15 protein-coding genes are annotated in these 14,678 nt (G+C 71.1%); 7 read left to right on the forward strand and 8 right to left on the reverse strand.

What is annotated here, in order from left to right:
* Window positions 1-45: 45 nt before the first annotated feature.
* A complete protein-coding gene (locus ACFUN8_RS33180; protein WP_383645930.1) occupies window positions 46-210 on the reverse strand; it encodes a hypothetical protein in 165 nt (54 codons plus the stop codon).
* A gap of 108 nt (window positions 211-318) precedes the next feature.
* Between ACFUN8_RS33180 and ACFUN8_RS33185 the strand changes: the two genes are divergently transcribed.
* From ACFUN8_RS33185 to ACFUN8_RS33195, 3 genes are all read left to right on the forward strand, one after another.
* On the forward strand, window positions 319-699 hold the full coding sequence (locus ACFUN8_RS33185) for a hypothetical protein (RefSeq protein ID WP_383645932.1): 381 nt from the start codon (window positions 319-321) through the stop codon (window positions 697-699).
* 178 nt (window positions 700-877) lie between these two features.
* Window positions 878-2,146 carry an Ig-like domain-containing protein gene (locus ACFUN8_RS33190; RefSeq protein ID WP_383645935.1) on the forward strand — a complete coding sequence of 423 codons (1,269 nt, stop codon included), beginning with the start codon at window positions 878-880 and terminating at the stop codon, window positions 2,144-2,146.
* A gap of 188 nt (window positions 2,147-2,334) precedes the next feature.
* Window positions 2,335-3,327 (forward strand): GNAT family N-acetyltransferase, encoded by a 993-nt coding sequence (locus tag ACFUN8_RS33195; RefSeq protein ID WP_383645937.1) that lies wholly within the window; start codon window positions 2,335-2,337, stop codon window positions 3,325-3,327.
* A gap of 28 nt (window positions 3,328-3,355) precedes the next feature.
* Here the strand turns inward: ACFUN8_RS33195 and abc-f are convergent, their stop codons facing one another.
* The 4 genes from abc-f to ACFUN8_RS33215 all read right to left on the reverse strand — a co-directional run bounded on the left by abc-f (window position 3,356) and on the right by ACFUN8_RS33215 (window position 8,348).
* The gene (gene abc-f, locus ACFUN8_RS33200) at window positions 3,356-4,975 is read right to left on the reverse strand and encodes a ribosomal protection-like ABC-F family protein (protein ID WP_383645939.1); all 1,620 of its coding nucleotides are present in this window, start codon (window positions 4,973-4,975) and stop codon (window positions 3,356-3,358) included.
* A gap of 229 nt (window positions 4,976-5,204) precedes the next feature.
* On the reverse strand, window positions 5,205-5,915 hold the full coding sequence (locus tag ACFUN8_RS33205) for a phosphotransferase (RefSeq protein ID WP_383645942.1): 711 nt from the start codon (window positions 5,913-5,915) through the stop codon (window positions 5,205-5,207).
* 82 nt (window positions 5,916-5,997) lie between these two features.
* Window positions 5,998-7,092: a hypothetical protein gene (locus ACFUN8_RS33210; protein WP_383645944.1), complete on the reverse strand. Its 1,095-nt coding sequence runs from the start codon at window positions 7,090-7,092 to the stop codon at window positions 5,998-6,000.
* A 152-nt stretch (window positions 7,093-7,244) separates the two neighbouring features.
* A complete protein-coding gene (locus tag ACFUN8_RS33215) occupies window positions 7,245-8,348 on the reverse strand; it encodes a hypothetical protein (RefSeq protein WP_383645947.1) in 1,104 nt (367 codons plus the stop codon).
* 66 nt (window positions 8,349-8,414) lie between these two features.
* On the opposite strand from ACFUN8_RS33215, the gene ACFUN8_RS33220 reads away from it, so the two are divergent.
* Complete coding sequence (locus ACFUN8_RS33220) at window positions 8,415-9,560, forward strand: cystathionine gamma-synthase (RefSeq protein ID WP_383645949.1); 1,146 nt, start codon at window positions 8,415-8,417, stop codon at window positions 9,558-9,560.
* A gap of 16 nt (window positions 9,561-9,576) precedes the next feature.
* On the opposite strand, the gene ACFUN8_RS33225 is transcribed toward ACFUN8_RS33220, so the two are convergent.
* From ACFUN8_RS33225 to ACFUN8_RS33235, 3 genes are read right to left on the reverse strand one after another with little or no spacing between them, the layout of a single operon-like run.
* A complete protein-coding gene (locus tag ACFUN8_RS33225; RefSeq protein WP_383645951.1) occupies window positions 9,577-9,828 on the reverse strand; it encodes a hypothetical protein in 252 nt (83 codons plus the stop codon).
* Window positions 9,825-10,334, reverse strand: a complete 510-nt coding sequence (locus ACFUN8_RS33230) for a sigma factor-like helix-turn-helix DNA-binding protein (protein ID WP_383645953.1) — start codon at window positions 10,332-10,334, stop codon at window positions 9,825-9,827. The genes ACFUN8_RS33225 and ACFUN8_RS33230 overlap by 4 nt, the downstream gene beginning before the upstream one ends.
* 30 nt (window positions 10,335-10,364) lie before the next feature.
* Entirely contained in the window at window positions 10,365-10,850 is a 486-nt protein-coding gene (locus ACFUN8_RS33235) for a MarR family winged helix-turn-helix transcriptional regulator (RefSeq protein ID WP_383645960.1), read from the reverse strand.
* Window positions 10,851-11,300: 450 nt separating this feature from the next.
* Here ACFUN8_RS33235 and ilvA point away from each other — a divergent pair, with 450 nt between their 5' ends.
* From ilvA to ACFUN8_RS33250, 3 genes are all read left to right on the forward strand, one after another.
* Entirely contained in the window at window positions 11,301-12,464 is a 1,164-nt protein-coding gene (gene ilvA / locus ACFUN8_RS33240) for a threonine ammonia-lyase (protein WP_383645963.1), read from the forward strand.
* Between the two features lie 200 nt (window positions 12,465-12,664).
* Window positions 12,665-13,753, forward strand: a complete 1,089-nt coding sequence (locus ACFUN8_RS33245; protein ID WP_383645955.1) for an ATP-binding cassette domain-containing protein — start codon at window positions 12,665-12,667, stop codon at window positions 13,751-13,753.
* Window positions 13,750-14,622, forward strand: a complete 873-nt coding sequence (locus ACFUN8_RS33250; RefSeq protein ID WP_383645958.1) for an ABC transporter permease — start codon at window positions 13,750-13,752, stop codon at window positions 14,620-14,622. Before ACFUN8_RS33245 ends, ACFUN8_RS33250 begins: the two co-directional genes overlap by 4 nt.
* Window positions 14,623-14,678: the final 56 nt, after the last annotated feature.

Consider the following 14,678-nt stretch of genomic DNA (forward strand, 5'->3'; position numbering starts at 1 on the left):
CCGCCCGGCTGTGCCGGGCGGCCCCCTTCCGGTGGTGCTGCCGCGTCAGGGGGACTCGGGGGAGCCCTGGTGGGCGGTGTCGGCGGACTGCTGCTGGCCGGCGCTCTGCTCGTTCGTGGCGTTCGCCGAGGGGACGAACCACATGAGGCAGAGCAGGATTCCGGCGGCTATGGCCGTCAGCAGCGGTCGGCGTACGACGGACACGTACACGTAATCGATCTCCCTTGGGAAAACGCCGAATTGGCTGGGTGCGCTGATGCTAGTGAAAGCAGCGGGTCGCGGGAAAGTCGCCCGGGGGAAGAGGCTTACTCTCCGGTTATGAGCACTCCTGAGACCTCCCGTTTTGTACGGCTGCACGTTGAATTGGTGCTGGAGATCAGCGACCCGGAACAGCTGACCGCCGCCGCCCTGACCCGTATCGCCTCGGACGATTCGATGCCGGACGAGGAACGTGACCATGCCCGCTCGGCGGTACGGGAGGACGAGGCGGAGGCCCTGGCGTATCTCGTCGAGCCCTCGGAGCTGGTCGGCGAGGTGCCCGGGGTGGAACTCGCGCAGGCGTCGTGGAGCAGTCAGCAGATCGACTACGACCCGGAGGCCGTGGAATGGGATCTGGACGAGGAGGGCGGCGAGGACGGCGACAACGAGGACCTGGACGGCGTCGGAAGCGGGGATCTCGGGCGGCCCGGCGTGGTTTAGCTCACGAGCGTGACACCCTTGGCCCCGGGACGCCGTCGAAAGCGGACCGGGGCTTACACATGTGCTGCCCGTGTACATCCCGGAGTACGAGTGGCGTTGCCCACATCTTCGTCCGATGTGGAACCGGACGAACCGGTACGGGTGTTCTTAAAGGTCAGTAGGCAGGGAATCGGCAACGATGGAGAAGCGTGTGATGACGAACGGCAAGCGGCGCAAGGGCCTGACGGCCGCGTCCGCACTGCTCGGCGGGGTGCTGGTGCTCTCGGCCTGCAGCAGTGGCGACGGTGATAAAGACTCCGGAGCCGAGCGTTCGAAGGATTCGCAGGCGCAGGTGGACGAGGCCGCGGCGAAGGACACCTCCGAGGCCCAGATAGCCATCTCGCCCAAGAACGGCGCCGACAACGCGGGCATCAACAACGACGCGAAGGTCACCGTCACCAAGGGCACGCTCACCAAGGTCGACATGACCACCGCCGACGGGGCCGTCGTCAAGGGCACGCTGGCCGCCGACGCGAAGAGCTGGAAGCCGGACGGCCAGCTGGAGCGCTCCACCACGTACAAGATCACCGCGACGGCGAAGGACTCCAAGAACCGCGAGGCTCACGAGAACTCGTCCTTCACCACCGTTTCGCCGAACAACAGCTTCATCGGCAACTTCACCCCCGAGGACGGCTCGACCGTCGGCGTCGGCATGCCGGTCTCGCTCAACTTCGACAAGGGGATCACCAACAAGGCCGCCGTACAGGGCGGGATCACCGTGACGTCGAGCAGCGGCCAGGAAGTCGTCGGCCACTGGTTCAACTCGCAGCGCCTCGACTTCCGCCCCGAGCAGTACTGGCAGGGCGGCTCCACCGTCACGCTGAAGCTGGCGCTCGACGGCGTCGAGGGCGCGGACGGTGTCTTCGGGGTCCAGCAGAAGACGGTCACCTTCAAGATCGGCCGTAACCAGGTCTCCACGGTCGACACCAAGGCCAAGACCATGACCGTCCAGCGGGACGGCAAGACGATCAAGACGATCCCGATCTCCGCCGGCTCCCCGGACAACCCGACGTACAACGGTCAGATGGTGATCTCCGAGAAGTTCAAGGAGACCCGGATGAACGGTGCGACGGTCGGCTTCACGGACGACGACGGCAAGGGCGAGTACGACATCAAGGACGTGCCGCACGCCATGCGGCTGTCCACGTCGGGCACCTTCATCCACGGCAACTACTGGGGTGACGACTCGATCTTCGGTTCGTCCAACACGAGCCACGGCTGCGTCGGTCTGAACGACGCGAAGGGCGCGAACGACCCCGACCAGATGGGCGCCTGGTTCTTCAACCAGTCGATCGTCGGTGACGTGGTCATCGTCAAGAACTCCCCGGACAAGACCATCCAGCCCGACAACGGCCTCAACGGCTGGAACCTGAGCTGGGCGGACTGGCAGGCCGGCTCCTCCGCCTGATCTTCTCCGTTCCCTGCTTCGTCCACTGCGGCGGCACCCCGGTCGGGTGCCGCCGCGGCGCGTTCACCGGGGCTGATGAGGATTGTGTGGCTTCCCGCGCAACCGATGGCCTGGGAAGTGTGTCTCACTGTCCGGAAAGCCCGCACAACTCGGGGGCGCGGGGCGGGTAGTGAGCGTAGGTTCGGATCATGCTGATGACTCTGGGAACCCCGCCGTCCGAGGCGGAGACAGACGCCTGGCATGACGTGATCGCGGCTGCCCATCTCCAGGACGTGCCCGCCTCCGTCCCGGAACCGGGCCGCACCGAGACCGCGGGGAAGCTGCGTGTGCAGTCGCCCAACGCGCGGATGCTGCATCTGGTGTGGGCCGCCCCCGACGGGTCGTACGACGGCGTCGCCACGCTGCTCCTGTTCACCGAGGAGAGCAATCGGCACACGGCCTTTCTCGACGCCCTGGTCGTCCGCCCGGAGGCCCGCCGCCGCGGCGTGGGCGCCCAGCTGTGGGGCGCGATACGGGCCGAACTGACCGCCGACGGGCGCAGTTCGGTCTCCACCATGCTCGAACTGGGCGGCGCCGGTGAGGCGTTCGTCGACGGCCTCGGCTTCAGCAAGGTGCTGCCGCTGGCCTGGTACGTCCAGCGGGTCCCGGAGGCGAACGCGGAGCTGCCCGAGGCGCGGCTGCCCGACGGCTACCGCTTCGTGGACTGGGAGGGCGTCGTACCGGACGCGCTGGCGGACGAGTTCGCGCGGGCGCACGAGGTCATGGAGGACGCCCCCAGCGGCGACATGGACGAGCAGACGCCGAGCTGGGACAGGGAGCGGGTACGTGGCGCCGCCCGGCTCGTCGACGACCGGGGCGGCATCCTGCTCACCTCGGTGGTGCTCGCGGACGGGGACGGCACGGGAGCCGGGAGCGTCGTCGCGTACACCGAACTCGTCCTGCGCGACCCGTCCCACACCCGGGCGCTCCAGTACGACACGGTGGTCGTCCCGGAGCACCGCGGGCGCGGACTCGGCCGGGCGGTCAAACGTCATCTGCTGGGCACGCTCGCCGAACGCCACCCCGGCGTACGGGAGATCAGCACCAGCGTCGCCGACGACAACGCGCCGATGCTGGCCGTGAACGCGGCGCTCGGCTACCGGCGCGAGCGGCCGGTCGGGATCTTCCAGGCCAAGCTCTAGGCCCTGTCCGGCGGGCGGCGGGCCCGTCTCAGTTCTCCGGCACCGTCCTTCCCGCCCGCAACTCCAGCCGGTCGCCGGTGAATTCGCTCCGGAAGCGGCGGTCGTGCGAGACGACGACCACGGCCCCCTCGTAACCGACGAGCGCCCGCTCCAGCTCCTCCACCAGGCTCAGCGCCACATGGTTCGTCGGCTCGTCCAGGATCAGCAGATCGGCGGGCCGGGTCAGCAGCCGGGCCAGTTCGAGCCGCCGCCGCTGCCCCACCGAGAGCCCGGCCACGGGCACGGGCAGATCCTCCGCACGGAACAGCCCCAGAGCCAGCAGCTCGTCGGTGTGCTCCTCGGGCAGCCCCCGGCGGCCCGCCGCGAACGCGCCCAGCAGCGAGAGCCGTGAGTGCGCGGACGCGGTCGCCAACTCCTGTGCCAGATAGCCGACGTGAGCCGTACGGCGCGCGGTGCCCGCGTCCGGCGTGAGATCCCCGGCCAGCACCCGCAGCAGCGTCGTCTTGCCGGCGCCGTTGGGCCCGTCGACCAGCAGCCGCGTCCCGGCCTTCACCTGGAGCGAATCCAGCCGCAGCCGGTCCCCGACCACGATCCCGGACAGCTCGGCCAGCAGCCCGTCCGCCCCGGTGGTGGCCGGGACAGCGGCGAACGTGAGCGGTTCCGGCGGGGCGGGAACCGGCTCCCGTTCCAGCCGCTCCAGCCGTACCCGCGCCGCCCTGACCTGCCCGGACAGCTTCGCCTCGTGCGAGCGCCGGTGCTTGCCGAAGCCCTGCTGCGGATCCTTCCCGGTCGTCGCGAGCCGCTGCCCGGCGGCGGCGACCAGCTCCTTCGTGCGGGCCAGATCGTCCAGCCACTCCTGGTGGTCCTGCTCCCAGCGGCGGCGGGCGGCGGCCTTGGCCGTGCGGTAACCGGTCCAGCCGTCGCCGTACCGCGTCACGGCGCGGGTGTCCCGGTCGACCTCCAGGATCGTCGTCGCGACCCGCTCCAGGAACGCGCGGTCGTGGGTGACGGCGACCACCGTGCCGCGGTGCGCCCGGAGTTGCTCCTCCAGATAGGTGGTGGCCCGGAGATCGAGATGGTTGGTCGGCTCGTCGAGCAGCAGCAGTTCGGGCGCCGAGGCGAGGACGCAGGCCAGCGCCACCCGGGACTGCTCCCCGCCGGAGAGCGACCCGAGCGGGCGGTCCCGGCCGACATGGGCGAGCCCGAGTCCGTGCAGGGCGGCGTCCACGCGGGCGTCCGCCTCGTAGCCGCCGCGGTCCTCGTAGGCGGTCAACAGATCGCCGTACGCGAGCAGTTCGGCGTCGGTGGCGTCCGCGAGCGCGGCCTCGGCGGCCCTGATCCGGCGTTCGAGGTCCCGCAGGTCAGCGAGGGCGGCGTCGACGGCGGCCTGGACGGTCCGCCGGGGGTCGAGCCCGAGGGTCTGGGTGAGATGCCCGACCCCGCCGGGGAAGCGGACGGTGACCTCGCCGCCGTCCGGTGCCTCGGCCCCGGCGAGCAGCCGGAGCAGGGTGGACTTGCCGGAGCCGTTCTCCCCGATGACACCGGCCTTCTCACCGGGCCGGACGGAGAGTGACACCTGATCGAGGACGGTCCGGTCGCCGTACGACTTGGAGACGTCTTTCATCGACAATTGGGCGCGTTCGCGCATGGTTCTTCCCTGAAGGTGACATGCCCGCGAGCGTGCGCGCGTCGGCGCACGGCGAGGCTGCGTGATGTCGGACGGGCGGAGAGGGGGACGCCGGCGGTCCTCAAGAGGACCTGGGCCTAGGCGTCCGTGCCCGGAATCAGCGGAAGAAGTAGTACGAGTACACACCCATGCCGGCGAGTGTAACGAGGGACGCCGGAGGGCGCCCCGCAATTTACGCCCGCCCCCCGGGCTACAGCTTCGCGGCCAGCTCGAAGGCGTGGGCCGACACCCAGGTGTACGCGGCCCGCACCTCGTCCACCACGCCCCGCTCGCGCAGCGCGGTCATCGCCGGGTCGCCCCGGTCGGCGGCCTCGTCGATGCCGCGCCGGCAGCGGTCCTGCCACCAGAGGATCGTGCGGACGATGCCGTCCCGGTCGTCCAGTCCGTAGGCGTCGCAGACCAGGGTGATCCGGCGGGCCGCGTCGGCGACGTCGGGGATACGGGGGCCGAGGTCGAGGAACTGCCAGCAGAGATGGGCGACGTCGTGGATACGGTCGCCGGGGGCGGCGAGGTCCCAGTCGACGAGGGCCACGGGCAGTCCGTCGGCGTAGACCGTGTTCCTGGGCGACAGATCGTTGTGGCACACCACTTCGCGCCCGTCGGCGAGCGGTGATCCGGCCGTCAGGTCGTGGAACTCCCGTACGAGCCGCGCGACCCGCGCCAGTCGCGCGTCCGACACCGGCAGACCGACCTCCCCCTCGATATGACCGAGCACCTCCCGCCCCTGCTCGTCCACACCCCGGTACCGGGGCGCCCCGCCCCAGCCCCGCTCCTCGAACAGCCCCAGCAACTTCCTTGTGTACGCGGCCTGTCGGGCCGACAGCTGGGAGGAACGGCGCACGGTGTCCCCGACACGTACGACCTGATTGATGAATCCACCGGGCAGAGGAGTCTCGTCCATACCCCCACGATGCCAGGCCCCCGCTCCGTCCGGCTCCGGCAGCCGCCTCAACGGGCCGGAGGCCGGCCCCGGCCGCACCCCGTCATACCCCGTTACGGATCCGGGTGCGCGCGTCCGTGCCGCGTATCGCCGTCGTACGCGTCGATGTGAAGAACTCCGCCGGATCACGGCGGGTACGCCAGGGCAGGGCGTTCACATAGCCGTCGACCAGGCGGAACTGCTCCAGGGCCTCCTCGTGCCGGCCCTGCCGGGTCAGGAAGTACGCCAGCAGATGCCGCAGCTCCGGCAGGCGCGGGTGGTCCCGCGGCGCCGTCTCCGTGTCCGCCAGCGCCGCGTCGACCAGAGCCGTCAGCCGCGGGCTCGTGCGGTCACGCGCGCTCGCCGTCGCGTCGTGGTGGTCGAACCAGGCGATCAGCGGGAACGCCGTCATCAGCGTGCCCAGCGGCGCGTCGGCCGTCGCCTGGGCCGCGAACTCCTCCGCCAGCTCCGCCGAGCCGTGCCACCGCGCGCTCCAGTACTCCATCGCCGCCTCGTGCGCCCCGTACAGCGGCGCCGACGTGGGATGCGGCGTACGGGCCGTGATCTCCGCCCACAGCTCGCGCATCTGCTCCGGGCCGTAGCCGACGCCCAGCGCCGTACGGATCTCGACGATGTACGGCGACGGGTCCTCCGGGCCCAGGGCCGCCGCGCGGGCGGTGTCGGCGCGGGCGCCCGGCAGCAGTTCGTGGAAGCTGTCCGCCTGCTCGGGCGTGGTGTGCCTGGCGTACGGCGAGCCCCGCAGCAGCCACGCGCGCGAGACCGTGGCCGACGCCTGGACCAGCTCCGCGTCCACGTCGGGGGAGCCGTCGGAGCCCGTCGCGCGCCACGCCCGCAGCCAGGAGTCCTCCTGCGCCGCCGCCTCGCCCAGCACCCGGACGTAGAGCGCGCGGCGCTCCCAGTCCCGGTCCTTGCCCGTCGCGGCCAGCAGCTCCGCCGCCGGCCTCCAGCGGTCCGCCCGCGCCTCGGCCAGGGCGTGCTCCAGGGCGGCGTCCGCGCCCGCGAGTTCCGTGTTCTGCCGGTCTCTGGGGAGCAGTCCCAGCTCCGCCTCCGTACCGACGAGCGAGGACACACTCCGGCGGGCCTTCAGCCAGAACCAGATGCCGAACGCGAAGAGGACGAAGGGCAGAACGCGTGCCATGGGATGGCCCCCAGGGGTACGGAGAACAGGTGAAGAGATGGTGTGGGGGATCTGCGGAGTATGCACCACCGCAGGTCAGCCGGGCAATGGTGCCTCTCGCTGTCCGGGTCCCGGCCGCGCTCCCCGGCGCGGCGGCCGCGGGGCCGGAGCCACTACCGCGGCAGCGTCGCCGGATTGCCGCCGTTCGCCTCGTAACCCGCCACCGCCAGTGCCCGGTACGTCGCGTACTGCGCCGCCGGGTCCTCGTCGACCGTCCACGGCAGCGCGCCGACGTAGCCGTCCACCCGTACGAGCTGGTGCATCGCCTCCGACCAGCGACCGCCGCCCACCAGGAAGTGGATCAGCAGATGCCGTACGTGCGCGAGCATCGGGTCGTCGGGGCGGGCCGCGTGCACCGCGTAGAGCGCGCCCTCCATGGCCTTCGACACCACCGCGCTGCCGTAGAAGTCCCGGACCAGCGCGACCTCCGGCAGATGCTCGTACACCGCGAACAGCGGCAGCGCGGCCAGCAGCGAGCCCTTCGGGGCCCGCGCCGCCGACGCCGTCGCGAACCGGTCCGCCTCCTCGCGTGAGCCGTGCCACTTCTCGCACCAGTAGTGCAGCGCCGCCAGATGCGCGCCCATGTGGTCCGGCGCGCGGTCGATGATCTTCGCCCACAGCTGGTCGAACCGCTCGTGCGGATAGCCGAGCCCACGGGCCACGGCCAGCTCCACGATGTACGGCACGGGGTCGCCGGGCGACAGCAGCGCCGCGTCGCCGCAGACCGAGCGCGCCTCCTCCAGGATGATCCGGAACTCGTCCGTGCCCGCCGCCGACGACCGCCAAGCCTGTTGAACCAAGAATTCCGCGTGAATCTGCGCGCCACCCGCGTCCTTCGGCGAGTCCGCGCGCCACGCCCGCAGCCACGCGCCGCCGACGCCCGGCTTCTGCTGGAGTTCCAGCGACGCGGCGCCCGCGAAAGCCTGCACACGCTGCCAGCGCACCTCGCCCTCCTTGGCCGTCCCGGCGAGCAGCTGCGCCGCCGCCCGCCAGTCCTGGGTGCGCTGTACGACATCGAGTACGTCGAGAAGGTCCTGGTCAGGACCGGGCAGCCGGACATCGAGGTCCTCCTGCCGGACGAACTCGTACGCGTCCGGGTCGGCGGCGTCGGGCGAACCGGGCGCGACCTGGCGTATGCCGCCCCGTCGGCGCCGCACGAACGGGCCGACGACCGCCGCCACCAGGCCCATCGCGATCAGGAACCAGAGAATCTCCATACGTTCCATTGTCCCGGACGCGGACCGCGCTCTGGGCGGGCCCCCGGCCCGCTACCCTCGGGGCTCATGAGCGACCAGCACAGCTTCGAGACCATCGCCATCCACGCGGGGAACACACCTGATTCCCTCACCGGCGCGGTCGTACCCCCCATCTATCAGGTGTCCACGTACAAGCAGGACGGCGTGGGCGGACTGCGCGGCGGCTACGAGTACAGCCGCAGCGCCAACCCCACGCGCTCCGCGCTGGAGGAGAACCTGGCGGCCCTGGAGGGCGGCCGGCGCGGGCTCGCCTTCGCGTCGGGCCTCGCCGCCGAGGACTGCCTGCTCCGTACGCTGCTGTCGCCGGGCGATCATGTCGTGATCCCCAACGACGCGTACGGCGGCACCTTCCGGCTCTTCGCGAAGGTCGTCTCGCGCTGGGGCGTGGAGTGGTCGGTGGCCGACACCTCGGACCCGGCGTCCGTACGGGCGGCTCTCCGGCCCCGTACGAAGGCGATCTGGGTCGAGACCCCGTCGAACCCGCTCCTGGGCATCAGCGACATCGCGGCCCTCGCCGAGGTCGCGCGCGGCGCCGGCGCGCGGCTCGTCGTGGACAACACCTTCGCGAGCCCCTACCTCCAGCAGCCGCTCGCCCTGGGCGCCGACGTCGTCGTGCACTCGACCACCAAGTACATGGGCGGTCACTCGGACGTCGTCGGCGGCGCGCTGGTCACCGCGGACGACACGCTCGGCGAGGAACTCGCCTACCACCAGAACGCGATGGGCGCGATCTCCGGTCCGTTCGACGCCTGGCTGGTGCTGCGCGGCGTGAAGACGCTCGCCGTGCGGATGGACCGCCACAGCGAGAACGCGACGCGCGTCGCCGAGATGCTGGTGCGGCACCCGAAGGTCTCGAAGGTCTACTACCCGGGCCTGCCCGACCACGCCGGGCACGAGGTCGCGGCCAAGCAGATGAAGTCCTTCGGCGGCATGGTGTCCTTCCAGGTCGTCGGCGGCGAGCAGACGGCGATCGAGGTCTGCGGCAAGGCGAAGGTCTTCACGCTGGGGGAGTCCCTCGGCGGTGTCGAGTCGCTGATCGAGCACCCGGGACGGATGACACACGCCTCGGTGGCGGGCTCCGCGCTGGAGGTGCCGGACGACCTGATCAGGCTGTCGGTGGGCATCGAGTCCGGCGACGATCTGCTGACGGATCTTCAGCAGGCGCTCGCCTGACGGTAGTTGGGGGCGGTCACCAGCCCTCCAGCGGCGGGGTCTTCTGGGACGGCGGGACCGTCCACGGCTCCACGACCGACGCCCACACCGCGAAGACGATCACGACCACCACGACGAAGGACCAGAACAGCAGGCGCACGGTGCGCCTGCGGTTCAGGGCGCGGACGCCACGGGCGGCCGCGCGGGCCGGCAGATCGACGGGGACCGGCGGATGCGGCAGATCGAGCATCCGGCGGACCTCGTCCTCCTTCCGGCTGTGGCCGCTCATGGCGCGGCCTGCCGGGAGTGCGGCGGGAGCAGCGACAGCGGCCAGTGCGGGGCCGGCCGGCGGGGCGGCGGGGGCTGCCGCATCGCGGAGACCGCCCGCGCGCAGATCGCGCGCACCCGCTCGACCGGCAGCCCCAGCAGCGCCGCCGTCTGCTCCTCGGCCACCCCCTCGTACAGGCGCAGCACCAGAATGAGGCGCTCCTGCGGGCCGAGCCGGCCGAGCAGGCCCTCGCCCGTCCGGGGGTGCCGCCAGGCGCCCCGCGCGTACCGCGTGACCAGCTCCTGGCGTGCGCGGTCGTACGGGTCCCCGTCGCGCAGCCGGTCCCAGTCCGCGTAGGTACGGGCCAGGGCGGCCGTCAGCAGTTGATCCGCGCGTGGTTTGGCGTCGGCCGGCTCACCCGTCAGCAGCGTGGCGGCGTGCAGCAGCCGGCCTGCCGCGCCCGCGACGAACGCCTCGAACTCCCGGGCGCGACGGCGCTCCGTACTCGCCTGCCGTCGCTCTCGCACACCTCATATGAGGACAGACCCGGGCCCAGGTCAAGAGGCCGGCGGTGGCTCCGTGCCGGAGGGTTCGTCCACCGGGGCCCGGTGGGGCGGCGGTTCGGCCGGCGCGGGGCCCGACTGCCGTGCGGACAGGGCGGAGTTGAACCGGGTCAGGAGGGTGCAGAACGATTCTCGTTCGTCCTCCGTCCAGCCGTCCGTGACCTGTGACATCAGCTCACGGCGCGAGGATCTGACCTCTTCGAGGCGGCTCAGCCCGCGCACCGAGAGTTCGAGGACGACGGCGCGGCCGTCCTCCGGGTGTGACGTGCGCTTGACCAGGCCGGTGTCGACCAGCGGCGCGACCTGGCGGGTCACGGTGGAGGAGTCGATCCCCATCCCCGCGGCCAGCGCCTTGACGCCCATCGGGCCTTCCAGATCAAGGCGGTTGAGCAGCAGGTAGGCGGCGCGGTCCATGGAGTTGCGCACCTGGCCGACGCCGCCGAGGCGGGTCTGTTCCGCCCGTCGGGCGAAGACGGCCACCTGGTGCTGAAGGGAGTCGAGAAGTGCGGCGTCGTCAGCCGCGCTGTCGCCGGCCGCGGATTCGGTGGCGACGGATTCGGTACCGACGGAAGATGCCGGTGCGGTCTCTAAAGGTGCGGAGCCGGAGGGGTCGGAACCGGAGGATTCGGAGCCGGAGCCCGGGGAGGCCGACACAGCGGAAGTCATGTCCTGAGTAGGGGGCATGGCTGGGGCTCTCTCGTGCGGTGGTCGGATGGTGGGGGACAGAGTACGCGGCCCTGCCGGTAGCCGTACCAGCCCCGCGTAAACCCGTGGACGCCCCCTCGCTCCGGGCGGCCGACCGGTCGATGAGCTGCGAGACTGGCCGTCATGACCTTCGGTACGTCTCGTTCCTCCGGATCATTCACTTCCGCCTCGCCGCGTGGCTCCGTGCCCGCCCTGATCCTCGACGACATCCGCGGGGCGCGGAAGATGCTCAACGGGGTGGCCCGGATGACCGCGATGGAGGGCAGCAGGCATCTGACGCACCTGGTCGGCGCCCCCGTCCACCTCAAGTGCGAGAACCTGCAGCGGACGGGGTCGTTCAAGCTGCGCGGCGCGTACGTGCGGATCGCCGGGCTCTCCCCCGAGGAGCGCGCGGCCGGTGTCGTCGCCGCCAGCGCCGGCAACCACGCGCAGGGCGTCGCGCTCGCGTCGACCCTGCTCGGCGTGCGCTCCACCGTGTTCATGCCGGTCGGGGCGCCGCTGCCCAAGGTCGCCGCGACCCGTGAGTACGGCGCGGAGGTACGGCTCCACGGCCAGGTCGTCGACGAGACGCTGGCCGCCGCCCAGGAGTACGCGCGGGAGACCGGCGCGGTCTTCATCCACCCCTTCGACCACGTGGACATCATCGCCGGACAGGGCACGGTGGGCCTGGAGATCCTGGAGCAGTGCCCCGAGGTACGGACGATCCTCGTCGGACTCGGCGGCGGCGGCCTCGCCGCGGGCATCGCCCTCGCGGTGAAGGCGGTGCGCCCGGACATCAAGGTGATCGGCGTACAGGCGGAGGGCGCCGCCGCGTACCCGCCCTCGCTGCGCGCCGGGCGGCCGATGTCGATCGACGAGCAGCAGACGATGGCGGACGGCATCAAGGTGGGCCGGCCGGGCGAGATCACGTTCCCGATGATCAGGGACCTGGTCGACGAGGTGCGTACGGTCTCCGAGGACGAGCTGTCCAGCGCGCTGCTGCTCTGCCTGGAGCGGGCGAAGCTGGTCGTCGAGCCGGCCGGGGCCAGCTCGGTCGCCGCGCTGCTGAGCACGCCCAAGGCGTTCCGCGGGCCGGTGGTCGCTGTGCTGTCGGGCGGCAATGTGGACCCTCTGCTGATGCAGCGGATCCTGCGCCACGGGATGGCGGCGGCCGGGCGCTATCTGGGGCTGCGGCTGCGGATCACCGACCGGCCGGGGGCGCTCGCGACGCTGCTCGGGGTGCTGTCCGTGGCCGACGCCAACGTGCTGGACGTGAGTCACGTACGGACCGATCCCCGGCTCGGGCTGACCGAGGCGGACGTGGAACTGCATCTGGAGACCAAGGGTCCCGAGCACTGCGCGGACGTCGCGACGGCGCTGCGCGAGGCGGGTTACACGATCCTCGGCTGAGCCCAAGGCCAATCTCTCGGCCGCTCCCTCGTCCGAGCCGCCGACCACCGCCCAGTCGCCTTTACATAGAGCTTACTTAAATACCTTGTCTGTCGCGATGTATCGCGTTAGCGTCAGGGCCTGCTTCCGTCGGCTTAAGCTCTCCGTTAGCACGGATTGCACTATTTGACCGCATCTGACACAACTCTGGGAGTACCCCTATGCCAGGCGCCATCTATGCCGAAGGCCTGGTCAAGACGTTCGGCGACGTACGAGCACTAGACGGCGTCGACCTCGATGTCCCCGAAGGCACGGTCCTGGGACTGCTCGGCCCCAACGGAGCGGGCAAGACCACCGCGGTCCGTGTGCTGACCACCCTGCTCCAGCCCGACAGCGGCAAGGCTTTCGTCGCGGGCATCGACGTGCTCAAGCACCCCAACGAGGTCCGCAGGAACATCGGCCTCTCCGGCCAGTTCGCCGCGGTCGACGAGTATCTGACGGGCCGTGAGAACCTCCAGATGGTCGGCCAGCTCTACCAGCAGAGCGCCCGCGCCGCGAAGGCCAGGGCCGTCGAACTCCTCGAACGCTTCCACCTCACCGACGCCGCCGACCGCACCACCAAGACCTACTCCGGCGGCATGCGCAGGCGCCTCGACCTCGCGGCGGCGCTCGTCGTCTCCCCGCCGGTGATGTTCATGGACGAGCCGACGACCGGCCTCGACCCGCGCAACCGCCAGCAGTTGTGGGGAATCATCGAGGAACTCGTCGCGGGCGGTACGACGTTGCTGCTCACCACCCAGTATCTGGAAGAGGCCGACCACCTCGCCCACGACATCTGCGTCATCGACCACGGCCGGGTCATCGCGCGCGGCACCGCCGACGAACTCAAGGCCCGCACGGGCGGCGAGCGCGTCGAGGTCGTCGTCCACGAGCGCGACCAGATCACCCCGACCCACGACGTGCTGGCCGGCTTCGGCAAGGGCGACGTGATGGTCGCCCAGCACACCCGCAAGCTCACCGTCCCGGTCACCGGCGGAGCGAAGCTGCTCGCCGAGATCATCAGGGAACTCGACGCCCGCGGCGTCGAGATCGACGACATCGGCCTGCGCCGCCCCACCCTCGACGACGTCTTCATCTCACTCACCGGCCACGCGGCCGAGGAGGGCAGGGGGAACGCCGAGAAGGGCGAGAAGGGCGAGAACGGTGACGGCCCGGCGGAGGCCAAGGCATCCGGCGCGACACCGGCTGCGACAGCGGCGAAGCCGTCCGACACCGAGACGACCACGGACCCGAAGGAGAGCGCCAAGTGAGCGCCCTGACCGAGGCCTCGCCCAAGGCCCTCGCCCCGCACCCGCGCGGCGGCATCGTCCAGTCCGTCCGCGACTCGCTCGTGGTCGCCAAGCGCAATCTGATCCGGATGATGCGCATCCCGGAGATGATCATCTTCGGGCTGATCCAGCCCATCATGTTCGTGGTGCTCTTCACGTACGTCTTCGGCGGCTCCATCAACATCCCCGGCGCCCCCGCCGGCAGCGCCCAGGCCTACCGCGAGTTCCTGATGGCGGGCATCTTCGCGCAGACCGTCACCTTCGCCACGGCGGGCGCGGGCGCCGGCATCGCCGACGACATGCACAAGGGGCTCATCGACCGGTTCCGCTCACTGCCCATGGCACGCGGCGCGGTCCTCACCGGACGTACGCTCGCCGACCTCGTACAGACCGCCCTGACGCTCGTCGTCCTCGCGGCCGTCGCCCTGATCATCGGCTGGCGCACCCACGAGAACATCGGCAGCGTCCTCGGCGGCTTCGCGCTGCTGCTCCTGCTCGGGTACGCGTTCTCCTGGATCGGCGCGCTGATCGGGCTCATCGTCCGGACACCGGAGGCCGCCACGTCCGGCGGGCTGATCTGGCTCTTCCCGCTGACCTTCATCTCCAACGCCTTCGTGCCGGTCAACGGCATGCCCACGTTCCTGCAGCACGTCGCGGAGTGGAACCCGTTCAGCGCGACCGTGCAGGCGGCGCGTGAGCTGTTCGGCAACACGATTCCGGGCCGGGAGGCGTCGGTGACCGGGGCGTGGCCGATGGAGCATCCGGTCTGGGCCTCGCTGATCTGGTCGGTCCTGATCATCGTGGTGTTCCGCACCCTGGCCGTACGGCGCTACCGCTCGGCCACCGCGTAGGGACTGAGTAGGACCGCGCGGGGACTCGATCGCCGGGCGGGCTGCTGCACGCAGCC

Source organism: Streptomyces sp. NPDC057307, from assembly GCF_042667665.1.
Lineage (GTDB): Bacteria > Actinomycetota > Actinomycetes > Streptomycetales > Streptomycetaceae > Streptomyces.

Coding starts and splice junctions, on each gene's coding strand:
- ACFUN8_RS33220 (WP_383645949.1), top strand. CDS start 8,415: ATGAGCGACCAGCACAGCTTCGAGACCATCGCCATCCACGCGGGGAAC.
- ACFUN8_RS33185 (WP_383645932.1), top strand. CDS start 319: ATGAGCACTCCTGAGACCTCCCGTTTTGTACGGCTGCACGTTGAATTG.
- ACFUN8_RS33225 (WP_383645951.1), bottom strand. CDS start 9,828: ATGAGCGGCCACAGCCGGAAGGAGGACGAGGTCCGCCGGATGCTCGAT.
- abc-f (WP_383645939.1), bottom strand. CDS start 4,975: ATGCGCGAACGCGCCCAATTGTCGATGAAAGACGTCTCCAAGTCGTAC.
- ACFUN8_RS33210 (WP_383645944.1), bottom strand. CDS start 7,092: ATGGCACGCGTTCTGCCCTTCGTCCTCTTCGCGTTCGGCATCTGGTTC.
- ACFUN8_RS33245 (WP_383645955.1), top strand. CDS start 12,665: ATGCCAGGCGCCATCTATGCCGAAGGCCTGGTCAAGACGTTCGGCGAC.
- ilvA (WP_383645963.1), top strand. CDS start 11,301: ATGCTCAACGGGGTGGCCCGGATGACCGCGATGGAGGGCAGCAGGCAT.
- ACFUN8_RS33205 (WP_383645942.1), bottom strand. CDS start 5,915: ATGGACGAGACTCCTCTGCCCGGTGGATTCATCAATCAGGTCGTACGT.
- ACFUN8_RS33190 (WP_383645935.1), top strand. CDS start 878: ATGGAGAAGCGTGTGATGACGAACGGCAAGCGGCGCAAGGGCCTGACG.
- ACFUN8_RS33215 (WP_383645947.1), bottom strand. CDS start 8,348: ATGGAGATTCTCTGGTTCCTGATCGCGATGGGCCTGGTGGCGGCGGTC.
- ACFUN8_RS33195 (WP_383645937.1), top strand. CDS start 2,335: ATGCTGATGACTCTGGGAACCCCGCCGTCCGAGGCGGAGACAGACGCC.